The organism is Luteimonas pelagia (genome assembly GCF_054776035.1).
Genome location: NZ_BAAHCG010000003.1, coordinates 344,359 through 359,071, shown reverse-complemented (window position 1 = coordinate 359,071; position 14,713 = coordinate 344,359). Strand labels below are relative to the sequence as shown.

At 72.9% G+C, this 14,713-nt stretch carries 11 protein-coding genes and 1 pseudogene; 7 read left to right on the top strand and 5 right to left on the bottom strand.

Features of this window, described 5'->3' with window-relative positions; genetic code table 11:
* Nucleotides 1-148: 148 nt before the first annotated feature.
* Nucleotides 149-2,380: an NADP-dependent isocitrate dehydrogenase gene (locus ACYU7H_RS10600; protein WP_460814563.1), complete on the top strand. Its 2,232-nt coding sequence runs from the start codon at nucleotides 149-151 to the stop codon at nucleotides 2,378-2,380.
* Between the two features lie 9 nt (nucleotides 2,381-2,389).
* On the opposite strand, the gene ACYU7H_RS10595 is transcribed toward ACYU7H_RS10600, so the two are convergent.
* Nucleotides 2,390-2,749, bottom strand: a complete 360-nt coding sequence (locus ACYU7H_RS10595) for a hypothetical protein (RefSeq protein ID WP_460814561.1) — start codon at nucleotides 2,747-2,749, stop codon at nucleotides 2,390-2,392.
* Nucleotides 2,750-2,887: 138 nt separating this feature from the next.
* Between ACYU7H_RS10595 and ACYU7H_RS10590 the strand changes: the two genes are divergently transcribed.
* Complete coding sequence (locus ACYU7H_RS10590; protein ID WP_460814560.1) at nucleotides 2,888-3,781, top strand: LysR substrate-binding domain-containing protein; 894 nt, start codon at nucleotides 2,888-2,890, stop codon at nucleotides 3,779-3,781.
* Nucleotides 3,782-3,793: 12 nt separating this feature from the next.
* On the opposite strand, the gene ACYU7H_RS10585 is transcribed toward ACYU7H_RS10590, so the two are convergent.
* From ACYU7H_RS10585 to trxA, 4 genes and pseudogenes are all read right to left on the bottom strand, one after another.
* Nucleotides 3,794-5,635: a monovalent cation:proton antiporter-2 (CPA2) family protein gene (locus ACYU7H_RS10585; RefSeq protein ID WP_460814558.1), complete on the bottom strand. Its 1,842-nt coding sequence runs from the start codon at nucleotides 5,633-5,635 to the stop codon at nucleotides 3,794-3,796.
* Between the two features lie 18 nt (nucleotides 5,636-5,653).
* The gene (locus ACYU7H_RS10580) at nucleotides 5,654-6,676 is read right to left on the bottom strand and encodes a GGDEF domain-containing protein (RefSeq protein WP_460814557.1); all 1,023 of its coding nucleotides are present in this window, start codon (nucleotides 6,674-6,676) and stop codon (nucleotides 5,654-5,656) included.
* A gap of 113 nt (nucleotides 6,677-6,789) precedes the next feature.
* Nucleotides 6,790-8,232, bottom strand: a pseudogene (rho, locus tag ACYU7H_RS10575) (transcription termination factor Rho); the annotation flags it as partial.
* Between the two features lie 386 nt (nucleotides 8,233-8,618).
* Nucleotides 8,619-8,945 carry a thioredoxin TrxA gene (gene trxA / locus ACYU7H_RS10570; RefSeq protein ID WP_460814556.1) on the bottom strand — a complete coding sequence of 109 codons (327 nt, stop codon included), beginning with the start codon at nucleotides 8,943-8,945 and terminating at the stop codon, nucleotides 8,619-8,621.
* A 264-nt stretch (nucleotides 8,946-9,209) separates the two neighbouring features.
* Here trxA and rhlB point away from each other — a divergent pair, with 264 nt between their 5' ends.
* From rhlB to ung, 5 genes are all read left to right on the top strand, one after another.
* Nucleotides 9,210-10,973, top strand: coding sequence for an ATP-dependent RNA helicase RhlB (gene rhlB / locus ACYU7H_RS10565; protein WP_460814554.1), 1,764 nt, complete (start codon nucleotides 9,210-9,212; stop codon nucleotides 10,971-10,973).
* A gap of 156 nt (nucleotides 10,974-11,129) precedes the next feature.
* Nucleotides 11,130-11,819: a cell division ATP-binding protein FtsE gene (ftsE, locus tag ACYU7H_RS10560; RefSeq protein WP_460814553.1), complete on the top strand. Its 690-nt coding sequence runs from the start codon at nucleotides 11,130-11,132 to the stop codon at nucleotides 11,817-11,819.
* Nucleotides 11,812-12,783 carry a permease-like cell division protein FtsX gene (gene ftsX, locus ACYU7H_RS10555; RefSeq protein ID WP_460814551.1) on the top strand — a complete coding sequence of 324 codons (972 nt, stop codon included), beginning with the start codon at nucleotides 11,812-11,814 and terminating at the stop codon, nucleotides 12,781-12,783. The genes ftsE and ftsX overlap by 8 nt, the downstream gene beginning before the upstream one ends.
* A gap of 4 nt (nucleotides 12,784-12,787) precedes the next feature.
* Entirely contained in the window at nucleotides 12,788-13,636 is an 849-nt protein-coding gene (locus ACYU7H_RS10550) for a response regulator (RefSeq protein ID WP_460814550.1), read from the top strand.
* A 222-nt stretch (nucleotides 13,637-13,858) separates the two neighbouring features.
* Nucleotides 13,859-14,575 (top strand): uracil-DNA glycosylase, encoded by a 717-nt coding sequence (gene ung, locus ACYU7H_RS10545; protein WP_460814548.1) that lies wholly within the window; start codon nucleotides 13,859-13,861, stop codon nucleotides 14,573-14,575.
* Nucleotides 14,576-14,713 lie beyond the last annotated feature (138 nt).

Genomic DNA, 14,713 nt, shown 5'->3' with positions numbered 1-14,713 from the left:
CCCGGTACCGGCAAGGGGCGTGGCCTCCGGGCCACGCCCTTTTCATTCCACGTGTCCATCCCGCGCGCGTCGCGCGGTGCCCGGTTTTGCCCCCCGGCCCGCCCAGCGGCGACAATCGCGCTCCCGCAGCACACGAACGAGCCCCACGATGCCCCACGCCCCCACCCTGATCTGGACCCTGACCGACGAGGCCCCGCGCCTGGCGACCGCCTCGTTCCTGCCGATCGTGGAAGCGTTCGCGGCGCAGGCGGGCATCGCGGTGGAGACGCGTGACATCTCGCTGGCGGGCCGGATCCTGGCCCAGTTCCCCGAGCGCCTGCGCGACGACCAGCGCGTCGGCGACCACCTGGCCGAACTCGGCGAGCTGGCGAAGACGCCGGACGCCAACATCATCAAGCTGCCGAACATCAGCGCCTCGGTGCCGCAACTCAAGGCCGCGATCGCCGAGCTGCAGGCCGCCGGCTTCGACCTGCCCGACTACCCGGACGAGCCGAAGGACGACGCGGCCCGCGACGCCAAGGCCCGCTACGACCGGGTCAAGGGCAGCGCGGTCAACCCGGTGCTCCGCGAAGGCAATTCCGACCGCCGCGCGCCGGCCTCGGTGAAGGCCTACGCACGCAAGCACCCTCACCGCATGGGGCAGTGGGACGCCGACAGCGGCGCGCACGTGGCGAGCATGGACGGCGGCGACTTCTTCGGCAGCGAGCGTTCCACCACGGTCGACAAGGCCGGCCACGCGCGCATCGAACTCGTCGATGCGGATGGCGGAACCACCGTCCTGAAGGACAAGGTGCCCCTGCAGGCGGGCGAGGTCATCGACGCGGCGGTGATGGATACCCGCGCGCTGGCCGATTTCGTCGACGCGCAGATCGACGACGCCAAGGCGCGCGGCGTGCTGTTCTCGCTGCACCTGAAGGCGACGATGATGAAGGTCTCCGACCCGATCATCTTCGGCGTGGTCGTGAACCGGTTCTACGCGCCGGTGCTCGGGAAGTACGACCGCGAGCTGGTGGACGCCGGGTTCGACCCCGACAACGGCATCGGCGACATGTACGCGCGCCTGCCCTCGATGCCGCAGGCCACACGGGACGCGATCCGCGCCGACATCGACGCGCTGTACGCCACCCGCCCGCGCCTGGCGATGGTCAACTCCGACAAGGGCATCACCAACCTGCACGTGCCCAGCGACGTGATCGTCGACGCGTCGATGCCGGCGATGATCCGCGACGGCGGCCGCATGTGGAACGCCGACGGCGAGTTGCAGGACGCCAAGGCCGTCATCCCCGACCGCTGCTACGCCGGCGTGTACCAGGCGGTGATCGACGACTGCCGCGCCCACGGCGCGCTCGACCCGGCGACGATGGGCAGCGTCCCCAACGTCGGCCTGATGGCGCAGAAGGCCGAGGAGTACGGCAGCCACGACAAGACCTTCCGCCTGCCGGCCGACGGCACCGTGCGCGTGGTCGACGGCGACGGCACCGTGCTGCTCGAGCACGCGGCCAAGGCCGGCGACATCTGGCGCATGTGCCAGACCAAGGACGCGCCGATCCGCGACTGGGTGAAGCTGGCGGTCTCGCGCGCCCGGCTGTCCGGCACCCCCGCGGTGTTCTGGCTGGACGAAGGTCGCGCCCACGACGCGCAGATCATCGCGAAGGTGCAGGCGTACCTGCGCGACCACGACACCAGCGGCCTGGACATCCGCATCCTGGCGCCGGTGGAGGCGACCCGGTTCTCGCTCGAGCGCATCCGCGCCGGCAAGGACACCATCAGCGTCACCGGCAACGTGCTGCGCGACTACCTCACCGACCTGTTCCCGATCCTGGAGCTGGGCACCAGCGCCAAGATGCTGTCGGTCGTGCCGCTGATGGCCGGCGGCGGCCTGTTCGAGACCGGCGCCGGCGGCAGCGCGCCCAAGCACGTGCAGCAGCTGGTGGCCGAGAACTACCTGCGCTGGGACTCGCTGGGCGAGTTCCTGGCGCTGGCGGCGTCGTTCGAGCACCTGGCGAACGCCACGGGCAATGCGAAGGCCAAGGTGCTGGCCGACGCGCTCGACGTGGCCAACGCGATGTTCCTGGACCGCGACAAGTCGCCGACGCGCCGGCTGGGCGGCATCGACAACCGCGGCAGCCACTTCTACCTGGCGATGTACTGGGCGCGCGCGCTCGCCGACCAGGCGACGGACGCTGGCCTGGCGGCGACCTTCCGCCCGGTGGCCGAAGCGATGGAGCAGGGCGAGTCGGCGATCGTCGGCGAGCTGGTCGGCGTGCAGGGCAGCCAGGTCGACATCGGCGGCTACTACCAGCCCGACGCCGGCAAGCTCGACACCGTGATGCGGCCGTCGAAGACGCTCAACGCGGCGATCGCGCGCCTCGCGGGGTAACCGGCGCCCTCAGCCGCAAGCGGCGGGCGTGGCGCACGCATCGCGCACCCCGCCGAACCAGTCGAGCGACGCGACCCGGTTGCCGTAGCGCGGGCCGAAGTCGGCCCTGGGGCGGTCGGGCGCCGGCTCGGCCCAGCCGGGCAGGCCGTCGAACAGGCGCGGCGGCGACAGGCGCCACTGCAGCGCCGGCACGCGGCAGGCCTGGGCAACGGCCTGCGGGACCGTGCCGGCGGCGGCCGGCGGTTCGGGCAGCGCGGGCTCGGCGATGGCGGGTGACCGGCGCGCGGGCACTGGCGGGGCGGACGGCTGGACGGCCCCGGGGGACACGAAATAGCCGTGGAGGAAGAGCAGGTCGCGGGCGATGGACATGGCGGGCACCTCGGGGGCTGGCGGGCCGGTCACGTCGACCGGGCCTCTTGAACGAGACCAAAGGTAGGCGCAGGCTGGGCGCGCGAAAAGCGACATTCCTGCAAGCCAGCCTTCAATCCAATTCAAGTCTCGACGCCGATGAGCCGCCCGCCACTGCACGCCCTGCTCGGTTTCGCCGCGGCCGCCCGCGCCGGCAACCTCACCCGCGCGGCCGAGGCGCAACACCTCACGGTCAGCGCGCTGAGCCACCAGATCCGCGGGCTCGAGGACCGGCTCGGCCGCACCCTGTTCGAGCGCGGCCCCCGCGGCGTGCGCCTGACCCCCGAGGGCGAGCGGTTGATGTCGCGCGTCGGTCCGCACCTGGACGCGCTGGACGCCGCGCTGCGCCCCTACGGTCCGCGCCACGACGACATCCTGACCCTCAGCCTCACGCCCTCGATGGCCTCGGCCTGGCTGGTGCCGCGCCTGGGCGACTTCCTCGCCGCGCATCCGCAGCTGGAGATCAACCTGCAATCGAGCACCGCGGTGGTCGATTTCGAGCAGGACCGCGACATCGACGCCGCGCTGCGCATCGGCCGCGGCACCTGGCCGGGAGTCGTCGCCGAGCACCTGTTCGACGAGTGGGTCGCGCCCGTCGCGAGCCCCGCACTGGTGGAGCGCATGGGCGGCGTGCCGGCGGCGGGCGACCTGCACCGCTGGCCGCTGCTGGGCGATCCCGATCGGGAATGGGACGCGTGGTTCGCGCACACCGGCATGCGCGCCCCGGACCGCTACGTGGCGTCGTTCGACGATTCGGAAGCCCTGCATCGCGGCGCGGTCGCGGGGGTCGGCGTGGCGCTGGGCAAGCTCACGCGCGTGCGCCTGCTCATCGAGGCCGGGCAGCTCGTGCTGCTGTCGCGCGAGCGGGTGCGCACCGACTACGGCCACTACCTCGTGTACCCGAAGCGTTCGGCCGACCACGCCGGCCTGCGCGCATTCCGCGCCTGGGCGATGGCGCAGGCGCAGCACCACGCGGCCGAACTGGCCGGCTGACCCGCGCGCCGGTCATTCCCGGCGGCCGTCCTCCGGCTCCATCGGCGCCTGCGGGCGCGTGCTCTGCTCGAAGTCGGCATCGAACAGCCGTTCCAGCTCGCGCCGGGCGTCGCGGGAACTCTGCAGCAGCGCGTCCTCGTCGTCGTGCACCAGGTACTGGGTGTTGAGCAGCCGTTCGTCGTGCTCGCGGAAGCGGCGCGCGTGGTCGGCGGCGACGCCCGGCTCGATGCCGAGCGCCACGAGCACCCGCTCGCCGAGGCGCAGGCTGGAATGGAAGGTCTCGCGCACCGCATGCGCGCCCAGGTCCATCAGCTGCCACGCATGGCGCCGGTCGCGGGCGCGCGCGAACACCTTCGCCTGCGGGTAGTGGCGGCGCACGACGCGCACCGTGCGCAGGCTCGCCGCCGGGTCGTCGACCGCGATGACGAACACGCCCACGTGCGCGGCGCCGGCCGCGCGCAGCAGGTCCGGCCGCGCGGGGTCGCCGTAGTAGACCGGGTTGCCGAAGCGGCGCACGAAGTCGACCTGGTCGGCGCTGTGCTCGATCGCCACGAACGGCACCTTCTGCGCCACCAGCAGGCGCGCGACGATCTGGCCGAAGCGGCCGAACCCGGCCACCAGCACCTGCGGGTGGAGGTCGGGCGGGGGGCGGTCGTAGTCGCGCTTCGGGGCGGGGGCCGGGTGCGTCGCCAGCAGGCGCGCCACGGCCACCAGCAGCAGCGGCGTCACCGCCATCGAGACGCCGACCGCGGCCACCAGCCGGTCGCGCGCCGCGGCGTCGAGCAGGCCCACCCGCGCGGCCTCGGCGAACACCACGAACGCGAATTCGCCGCCAAGCGCCAGCACGACCGCCAGTTGCACCGCCTCGCGTGCCGGCAGCCCGCCCGGCCAGCGACCGATCGCATAGACCAGCGCGAGCTTGAGGCCCATCAGCACCACCACCAGCCCGAGCACCGGCGCCGGGTCCGCGGCGATCCGCGCCAGGTCGATGCTCATGCCCACGGCCATGAAGAACAGGCCGAGCAGCAGGCCCTTGAAGGGTTCGATCTGCGATTCCAGCTCGTGGCGGAACTCCGAGTCCGCGAGCAGCACGCCGGCCAGGAACGCGCCGAGGCCGGCCGACAGACCGGCCGCCTGCATCAGCCAGGCCGCGCCGAGCACCGTGAGCAGCGCGGCGCCGGTGAACACCTCCGGCATCCGGCTGCGCGCGACCCAGCCGAACACGTGCCGCAGCATGATGCGGCCGCCGACCACCAGCGCGGCGATCGCCCCCAGCGCCTTGAGCACCGCGGCCGGCCCGAGGCCCCCTTCGGCCGCCGCCGCCTGGCCCAGCAGCGGCACCGCTGCGAGCAGCGGGATCGCGGCCAGGTCCTGGAACAGCAGGATCGCGAATGCCAGCCGCCCGTGGTCGGTATGCAGCGCCTTGCGCTCGGCCAGCAACTGAAGGCCCACGGCGGTCGACGAGAGCGCCAGCGCGAGCCCGACCACGATCGCCGTGCGCGCATGGCCCGGCAGCCCGACCAGCCCGCCGGCGGCGAACGCGAGCGCCGCGAGGGCGACCCCACATGCGAGCACCTGCGCGCCGCCAACCAGGAACACGGGCCGGCGCATCACCGCCAGGCGCGCCGGCGAGAGTTCCAGGCCGATCACGAACAGCATCATCACCACGCCGATCTCGGACGCGGCGAGCACGGGTTCGGCGTCGCGCACCACCCGCAGCGCGGACGGGCCCAGCGCCACGCCGGCGGCGAGGTACCCGAGCACAGCGCCGAGGCCGAAGCGCCGGAACACCGGCACCGCGACCACCGCCGCGAGCAGGAACACCAGGGCCAGCTCGAGTCCACCGCCGTGCATGGGCACCTCCGGCGGTGATTATGCGGGGTGGGCGTGCTCCACGGCGGGCGGCGCGGGCGATGTCGCGTCATGCACGACGACGCGATCCCGGCCCCGCCGCTTGGCCTGGTACATGGCCGCGTCCGCGCGCGACAGCCAGCCCTGCGCGGATTCGCCCGGGCGCAGCACCGCGGCGCCGATCGACACCGTGATCGGCCCGCCGGGCGTGTCCAGGGTGCCCGACACGCGCCGGCGCAGCTCGTCGCAGCGCGCGGCGAGCGCGGCGGCGTCGACATCCGGCATCAGCAGCACGAACTCCTCGCCGCCGTAGCGGAACAGCCTGTCGCCCGGGCGGATGGCCGCGTCGATCACCCGGGTGAACTCCACCAGGACCTGGTCCCCGGCCTCGTGGCCGAAGCGGTCGTTGACGTGCTTGAAGTGGTCCAGGTCGAGCATCGCCAGGCCACAGGCGGTGTCCTGCCGCCTGGCATCGGCGATCGCGATCCCCAGCTCGTCGTCGAGCGTGCGGCGGTTGAACGCGCCGGTGAGCGGGTCGCGGCTCGCCAGCGCCTCGAGCTGCATCCGCTGGGATTCGGTGCGGTAGGCGAAGATCGACGCCAGCGTGCCGGCCAGCGTCGCGGTGATCAGGAACAGGATCACGTGGGCCGTGCTGTCGAACGTGCCGGGGATCACCAGCAGCGCAAGCACGCCCAGCGCGGACACGACCACGGCGCCGCGCCAGGGCAGCAGCATGAAGTTGGCCAGGATCACCGGGTACATCCACATCACGCCCGGCAGGCCGAGCAGGACCGCGATGGCGAGGCAGCCGAAGGTGTAGCCGGCCACGACCCACGGCGCCATGCGGTCGATGTCGCCGCCGCGCCAGGCATGGGCGAGCGTGGCGAGCAGGAAGCCGACGATCGCGGCGTCCACCGCGGCCACGGCCCACTGCCCATGCACCATGCGGTAGATGCCGAACGGCACGATGGCGAGCACGGCCACCGAGGCGAACAGGACGATGATCGCGAAGCGGAAATCCGTGCGAAGGCGACGCCAGCTCATGGACCCCCCGTCCCGGTCTGGTGTGCGAATGGTGCCAGAAGCGGGCCTCGGGCGGCACCAACGAAAAACGCCCCGCATCGCGGGGCGTTCCCCTTCCGGTCTCGGCGCCGGGTTCAGCGCTTCATCGAGGAGAAGAACTCGTCGTTCGACTTGGTGTTCTTCATCTTGTCGAGCATGAACTCCATCGCGCCGATCTCGTCCATGCCGTGCAGCAGCTTGCGCAGGATCCAGATCTTCTGCAGCAGCTCCGGCTCGATCAGCAGGTCCTCGCGGCGGGTGCCCGAGCGGTTGATGTTGATCGCCGGGTAGACGCGCTTCTCGGCGATGTTGCGCGACAGGTGCACCTCGGAGTTGCCGGTGCCCTTGAACTCCTCGTAGATCACCTCGTCCATCTTGCTGCCGGTGTCGATCAGCGCGGTGGCGATGATGGTCAGCGAGCCGCCTTCCTCGACGTTGCGGGCCGCGCCGAAGAAGCGCTTCGGGCGGTGCAGCGCGTTGGCGTCCACGCCGCCGGTCAGGACCTTGCCCGAGCTCGGCACCACGTTGTTGTACGCGCGCGCCAGGCGGGTGATCGAGTCGAGCAGGATGACCACGTCCTTCTTGTGCTCGACCAGGCGCTTGGCCCGCTCGATCACCATCTCGGCGACCTGCACGTGGCGCGCGGCCGGCTCGTCGAACGTCGAGGACACGACCTCGCCGCGCACGGTGCGCTGCATCTCGGTCACTTCCTCGGGGCGCTCGTCGACCAGCAGGACGATCAGGTGCACGTCCGGGTGGTTGCTGGTGATCGCGGTGGCGACCTGCTGCATGAGCATGGTCTTGCCGGCCTTCGGCGGCGAGACGATCAGGGCGCGCTGGCCCTTGCCCTGCGGGGCCATCAGGTCGAGGATCCGGCCGGTGATGTCCTCGGTCGAACCGTCGCCGCGCTCCAGGCGGAAGCGCCGGCGCGGGAACAGCGGGGTGAGGTTCTCGAACAGCGTCTTGTTCTTGGACGCCTCGAGCGGCTCGCCGTTGATCGTGTCGACCACCGACAGCGCGAAGTAGCGCTCGCCGTCCTTCGGCCAGCGGATGCGGCCGGACAGGTGGTCGCCGGTGCGCAGGTTGAAGCGGCGGATCTGGCTGGGCGAGATGTACACGTCGTCCGGGCCGGCCAGGTAGCTGGCCTCGGCCGCGCGCAGGAAGCCGTAGCCGTCGGGCAGGATCTCCAGCACGCCGTCGGCGGCGACGCCCTCGCCGTGGCGTGTCAGCACCTTCAGCAGGGCGAAGATCACGTCCTGCTTGCGGGCGCGGGCGACGCCCTCGTGGATGTCCAGCTGCTCGGCGATGTCGAGCAGCTTGGGCGCGGGCATGCGCTTGAGGTCGCCCAGCGAGTACTGCGGGAAGCCCTCCGGCACGTTCGGCGCCGGGCGCTGCGGCGCGCCGCCGCCGCCTTCGCCGTTGTCGTCGGACGGCATGCCGTCCTGGCGGTCGCGGCCGCGGTTGCGGCGGTTGCGGAAGCGCTCGCGGCGGTTGCGGCGGCCGCCGCCGTCGCCGGCGTCGCCGCCCCCCTCGCCCTGGCGGGCGGACTCCGCGGGCGGCGAAGCGTCCTGCGGCGGGGCGGGGGCGTCGGCCTTGGCCTCGGCGGTGGCGCGCGGCTTGCGCGCGCGCTTCTCGGCGGTTTCGCCGGAATCGGTGTCTTGGTCGGACAAGGAGGAAACCTCGCTAGGCGAGCATCCGCGCATGGGCGGACGGGACGTCGGGGACGTGGGAACGGAAGATGGGTGCGGCACCGGGGGCCGCGTCGGCCGGGCGGGTCCAGGGGAGCCGGTCCGGGTCGCGGCCGCCTTCGAGGCGCCGGGTGCCGGGGAAACTAGCATCGCGCCGGCGCGCCGCGCAAGCGGGGCGCGCCGGGCGGTTCATCGCGCCCGGAGGGCGCCCGGCGGCGGCCGGGCGCGGGCGGCGGTCAGACCGCCTTGTCGAGCATCTGCTGCAGCTGGGCCTTGCCGACGGCGCCGATCTGGGTCGCCTGGACCTGGCCGTCCTTGAACAGCAGCAGCATCGGGATCGAGCGCACGTGGTACTTCAGCGCCGTCTGCCGGTTGTGGTCGACATTGACCTTGGCGATCGTGACCTTGCCGTCGTAGTCCTCGGCCAGCTGGTCCAGCGCCGGGGCGATCATCTTGCAGGGCCCGCACCACTCGGCCCAGAAGTCCACCAGGACCGGCTTGTCGGACTGGAGGACGGCGCTGTCGAAGTCGGCGTCGCCGACGTGCTTGATCTTGTCGCTCACTTGGATCTCCTGCGGGGGCGTCCCGGGCCGTGGCCGCGCGGCGCCGGTCGGGCGGGACGTGCTGGCCGGGACGGGCTGGCCAAAGGATAAGGGGCCGGGGATTGCGTTAAACTGGGGTGTTTCGCGACGGCTTCAAGGCCGTCGCCGCTGCGGTCAGGGAGAAACACTGGCCGACCCCCGGCAGTCTGCTGCGCCGGCACGACCCGCGCAACCTGCCCTCCCGGGCGCGCCCCTGACGCGCGCCCCGCGACCGCTAGAGGATCCATGAGCGACAAGCCCCTGACCGACATCACGTTCGACTCGTTCGAACTCCACCCCGCCCTGCTCGCCGGCCTGGAATCGGCCGGCTTCACCCGCTGCACCCCGATCCAGGCCCTGACCCTGCCGATCGCGCTGGCCGGCCGCGACGTCGCCGGCCAGGCCCAGACCGGCACAGGCAAGACGCTGGCGTTCCTGGTGGCGGTGATGAACCGCCTGCTGACCCGCCCGGCGCTGGCCGACCGCAACCCGGAGGACCCGCGGGCGCTGATCCTGGCGCCGACCCGCGAGCTGGCCATCCAGATCCACAAGGACGCGGTGAAGTTCGGGTCCGACCTCGGCCTGAAGTTCGCCCTGGTCTACGGCGGCGTGGACTACGACAAGCAGCGCTCGATCCTGCAGGCCGGCGCGGATGTGATCATCGCGACCCCGGGCCGCCTGATCGACTACGTGAAGCAACACAAGGTGGTCAGCCTGCACGCCTGCGAGGTCTGCGTGCTGGACGAGGCCGACCGCATGTTCGACCTCGGCTTCATCAAGGACATCCGCTTCCTGCTGCGCCGGATGCCGATCCGCACCACCCGGCAGACCCTGCTGTTCTCGGCCACGCTGAGCCACCGCGTGCTGGAGCTCGCCTACGAGCACATGAACGAGCCGGAGAAGCTGGTCGTCGAGACCGAGACCGTGACGGCCGCGCGGGTGCGCCAGAAGATGTACTTCCCGGCGAACGAGGAGAAGCTGCCGCTGCTCATCGGCCTGCTGTCGCGCAGCGAGGGCGCGCGCACCATGGTGTTCGTCAACACCAAGGCGTGGGTCGAGAAGGTGGCGCGGGCGCTGGAGAAGGCCGGCTACCGCGTCGGCGTGCTGTCGGGCGACGTGCCGCAGAAGAAGCGCGAGTCGCTGCTGCGCCGCTTCCAGGCCGGCCAGCTGGAGCTGCTGGTGGCCACCGACGTCGCCGCCCGCGGCCTGCACATCGACGGCGTGAGCCACGTCTTCAACTACGACCTGCCGTTCGACGCGGAGGACTACGTCCACCGCATCGGCCGCACCGCCCGCCTGGGCGCCGAGGGCGACGCCATCAGCTTCGCCTGCGAGCGCTACGCGATGGGCCTGCCGGACATCGAGGCCTACATCGAGCAGAAGATCCCGGTCGAGTCCGTCTCGCCGGAGCTGCTCGAGGCCCTGCCGCGCGCGCCGCGTGTCCGCCCCGAGGGCGAGGCCGCCGACGAGGACGAGGGCGAGAGCATCGGCGAGATCTTCCGCGAGGCGCGCGAGCAGCGTGCCGCCGACGAAGCCCGTCGTGGTGGCGGCGGACGGGGTCCGCGCGGTGAGCGGGGCGAGCGTCGTGGTGGCGACGGCCAGCGGCCGCGTCGTCCCAGGAAGCCGCGCGCCGAAGGCGAGGGTACGGGTGCGCCCGCCAGCAGCGACGGCGCGACGCAGACGGCACCGGCGAAAGCCGCGCAGCCGGCCGCGTCCCGGCCTTCGGCCGACGCGCCGGGTGGCGAGGACAAGGCGCCGCGCAAGCGCCGCCGCCGCCGTCGAGGCAAGCGCATCGAGGGTGCGGGCGACACCGCCGCGTCCGGGTCCGCCCCGCGCCAGGACGGCGCCCCCCGCGCGCCGCGCAAGCCCGCCGCCGAGCGCCCCGCGCGCAAGGCCGCCGACGCACCGGCGCCCGCGCCGAAGGCACCGGAGGCGAGCCCCTCGCTGCTCGGCCGCATCGGCCGCGGCCTGAAGTCGCTGGTCACCCGCGCCCCGCGCAACCAGCACTAGTCCGAAGCGCGCGCGGGCTGCGCCCCGCGCGCTCCCTGTCGTCCCGAGCGAAGCGAGGGACCCGCTTCCAGCCAGCCGCCCGGCACCCGCCCCGCGGCTGGCCTTCCCCGCCCCACGCGCCGATACTTCGGGACCCCGCGTACCCCCGGTCCGGCGATGCCCGTCCTGCGTTTCGACAACGTCAGCAAGCAGTACCCCGGCGGGCGCGCCGCCCTCGAGGACGTCAGCTTCGAGGTCGATGACGGCGAGATGCTGTTCGTGACCGGGCACTCGGGTGCCGGCAAGAGCACGCTGCTCAAGCTGGTGCAGCTGGCGGAGCGCCCGTCGCGCGGCGCGGTGGTGTTCCGCGACCGCAACCTGCGCAAGGTGCGCGGCCGCCGGGTCGCGCTGCACCGGCGCGCGGTCGGCACCGTCTACCAGGACCACCGCCTGCTCGGCGACCGCACGGTCGGCGAGAACGTGGCCCTGCCGTTGATCCTGCGCGGGCTGCCGCGCCGCGAGATCGGCAAGCGCGTGCGCGCGATGCTCGACCGCCTCGGCCTGGGCGACCGCGAGCGCGCGCTGCCCACCCAGCTGTCGGCGGGCGAGCAGCAGCGCGTCGGCATCGCCCGCGCGATCGTCGCCGAGCCGGCGCTGCTTGTCGCCGACGAACCCACCGGCAACCTGGATCCCACGCTGTCGGCCGAGATCATGGCGCTGTTCGCCGCGCTGCCCGAGCGCGGCACCAGCGTGATCGTCGCCAGCCACGACCTCAACCTGGTCAAGCGCATGCGCAAGCGCGTGCTCGTGCTCGACCACGGGCGCCTGGCCGACGACATCGCGCCCGAGGACCTGGCCGATGCGTGAGCCGCGCGACCGTGACCGCGAGCCGGGCCTGCCCGAGCGCGCCGGCCCGCTGGCCTGGCTCGACCACCACGGCTACAGCATCGTCGCCAGCCTGGGCCGCGTGCTGCGCCGCCCGTGGGCGACGCTGCTGACCGTCGGCGTGATGGCGGTGGCGCTCGCGCTGCCGCTGGGCCTGTGGCTGGTGCTGGGCAACGTCGAGCGGTTCGCCGGCGACGCGCAGGCATCGCGGCGGATCGACGTGTTCCTCGTGCAATCGATCGACGCGTCGCGCGCGGCCGCGCTGGCCGACACCCTGCGCGCGCGGGAAGACGTGGCGGACGTCGTCGCCATCGCGCCGGACGAGGGCCTCGATCGCCTGCGCGCGGTCGACGGGCTCGGCGACGCCATCGACGCGCTGGCGCTCGAGGGCGCCGTCGACAACCCGCTGCCCTGGCTGCTGCAGGTCACCCCCGCGGGCGACGAACTGCTGCTGGCCGACGCGTTGCGGGCGCTGCCCGAGGCGGAGCTCGTCCAGCACGACGCGCAGTGGCGGCAGCGGCTGGACGGGTGGCTGCGCTTCGGCGGGCGGGTCGCACTGGTGCTCGCGGCGCTGCTCGGGCTGGGTGCGCTGCTGGTGGTGGGCAACACCGTCCGGCTCGACATCCAGGCGCGGCGCGACGAGATCGGCGTGCTCCAGCTGCTCGGCGCCACCGACGGCTTCATCCGCCGGCCGTTCCTTTACCTCGGCGCGTGGTACGGACTGGCCGCGGGCGCGCTCGCGCTGGCGCTGCTCACCGCCGCGGCGCTGGCGCTGCGGGTGCCGCTCGCCGAGCTCGCCGCGAGCTACGGCAGCACCTTCGCGCTGGACGGATTCGCCCCCGTGCAGGCGCTCGCCGTGCTGGGTGGCGCGGGCTTGCTCGGCTGGCTCGGCGCCGGCATCGTGACCGGGCACTTCCTGCGCCAGACCCGTCCCACCGAGACCTGAGGCCATGCAGCCGCACGACCTGCGCCACCTGATCAGCGAGACCCCGCGGGTGATGGTCGTGGACGGCTCGAAGCTGGTGCGCCGGCTGATCGGCGACGTGCTGCGCAGGGAACTGCCGGGCGTGGACGTCGTGGCTTGCGCCGGCCTGGCCGAAGCGCGCGACGCGCTCGACGCGGGCCCGGTGGACCTGGTCACCACCGCGCTCGCGCTGCCCGACGGCGACGGCCTGCAGCTCGCGCGCCTGGTCCGCGAGGCCGCCGGCCAGGCGTACGTGCCGGTGATCGTGGTGTCCGGGGAGGCGCAGGCGCGCCTCGAGGACCGCAGCCTGAGCGAGGACGTGACCGACCACTTCGACAAGGCGCTCGGCCACCAGGCACTGGCCGAGTTCGTGCGCGGCTACGTGCAGCCCGAGCCGATCCCGGGGGCGCGCGTGCTGTACGTCGAGGACAGCCGCGTGGTCGCCGCCGCCACCAAGCGGATGCTCGAGCGCTGCGGCATGCAGGTGCAGCACTTCGTCGACGGCGAGGCCGCGCTCGCGCACCTGCAGGCGCACCGCGCCGCGAACATCACCGGCGACATCGGCACCGACCTGGTGCTGACGGACGTCTACCTGAAGGGCGACTTCAGCGGCCGCGACCTGCTCGCCCACATCCGCGGCGAGTACGGCTACGGCAAGCGCCGGCTGCCGGTGCTGGTGATGACCGGCGACGCCAACCGCGAGAACCAGAGCGGCCTGCTGCGCGAGGGCGCCAACGACCTGGTGCTGAAGCCGATCGAGGAACGCCTCCTCGTGACCAAGGCCCTGTTCCAGCTGCGCCTCTCGCGCCTGCCCGAGCAACGCCCCTTCGGCTGAACCCCGGTCGCCCCGACAGCCGAACCCCTGGCGCTTCGACCGCCAAACCCCGGTCGCTCCGACGGCCACACCCCTGTCGCTTCGACGGCAAGCCAAACACCTGTCGTCCCGAGCGCAGCGAGGGACCTGCTTCCGTTCTTCGCTTTCCGATCGGCTGCCGGAAGAGCAGGTTCCTCGCTGCGCTCGGAACGACAGGTGGGGCGCCCCCCTACAATCACCGGCGTGGCGGACGACCGCATCAAGCTCGAACCCTCCTGGAAGGCGCGCGTGGGCGACTACCTCGCCCGCGACGACATGCGCGCGCTGTCCGCGTTCATCCGCCAGCGCAAGGCCGCCGGCGCACGCGTGTTCCCGCCCGGCCCGGAGATCTTCGCCGCGCTGGAGGCCACGCCGTTCGACGCGGTCAAGGTGGTCGTGCTTGGCCAGGACCCGTACCACGGCGAGGGACAGGCCCACGGGCTGTGCTTCTCGGTCCGCCCGGACGTGCCGGTGCCGCCGTCGCTCGACAACATCTACAAGGAACTCGGCCGCGACCTCGGCCTGCCGCGGCCGGACCACGGCTGGCTGGTGCCCTGGGCCGAGCGCGGCGTGCTGCTGCTCAACGCGGTGCTGACCGTGGAGGCGGGGCGGGCGGGCGCGCACGCCGGCAAGGGCTGGGAGGGCTTCACCGACCACGTGGTCGACACCCTCGCCCGCGAGCGCGAGGGCCTGGTCTTCCTGCTCTGGGGCAGTTACGCGCAGAAGAAGGGGGCGGTCGTCGACCCGCGCCGGCACCGGGTGCTGAAGGCGCCGCATCCCTCGCCCCTGTCGGCCCACCGCGGCTTCCTCGGCTGCGGGCATTTCTCCGCCACCAACGACTACCTGGCCCGGCGCGGGGTGGCACCGGTCGACTGGTCGCTGCCGCCGCGGGCCGCCCTGGTGGCCCGGGCGACCCCTTGAAGCGTCCGGCGGCGCCCCGACATCCACTCGACGTGCCTGTCCGTAGACTCGCCAGACTGCCGTTCGGCGTTCCATGAATGGAATTCTGGGTGCGCCCGGATCGGCTTAGCACTCACCCCTGTCGACTGCTAAAATCCC

What these genes read in the sequence shown, in the direction of transcription:
- ftsX (WP_460814551.1), top strand. Translation starts at nt 11,812, where the DNA reads ATGCGTGAGCCGCGCGACCGTGACCGCGAGCCGGGCCTGCCCGAGCGC.
- ACYU7H_RS10595 (WP_460814561.1), bottom strand. Translation starts at nt 2,749, where the DNA reads ATGTCCATCGCCCGCGACCTGCTCTTCCTCCACGGCTATTTCGTGTCC.
- ACYU7H_RS10580 (WP_460814557.1), bottom strand. Translation starts at nt 6,676, where the DNA reads ATGAGCTGGCGTCGCCTTCGCACGGATTTCCGCTTCGCGATCATCGTC.
- ACYU7H_RS10550 (WP_460814550.1), top strand. Translation starts at nt 12,788, where the DNA reads ATGCAGCCGCACGACCTGCGCCACCTGATCAGCGAGACCCCGCGGGTG.
- ftsE (WP_460814553.1), top strand. Translation starts at nt 11,130, where the DNA reads ATGCCCGTCCTGCGTTTCGACAACGTCAGCAAGCAGTACCCCGGCGGG.
- ACYU7H_RS10600 (WP_460814563.1), top strand. Translation starts at nt 149, where the DNA reads ATGCCCCACGCCCCCACCCTGATCTGGACCCTGACCGACGAGGCCCCG.
- rhlB (WP_460814554.1), top strand. Translation starts at nt 9,210, where the DNA reads ATGAGCGACAAGCCCCTGACCGACATCACGTTCGACTCGTTCGAACTC.
- ACYU7H_RS10585 (WP_460814558.1), bottom strand. Translation starts at nt 5,635, where the DNA reads ATGCACGGCGGTGGACTCGAGCTGGCCCTGGTGTTCCTGCTCGCGGCG.
- ACYU7H_RS10590 (WP_460814560.1), top strand. Translation starts at nt 2,888, where the DNA reads ATGAGCCGCCCGCCACTGCACGCCCTGCTCGGTTTCGCCGCGGCCGCC.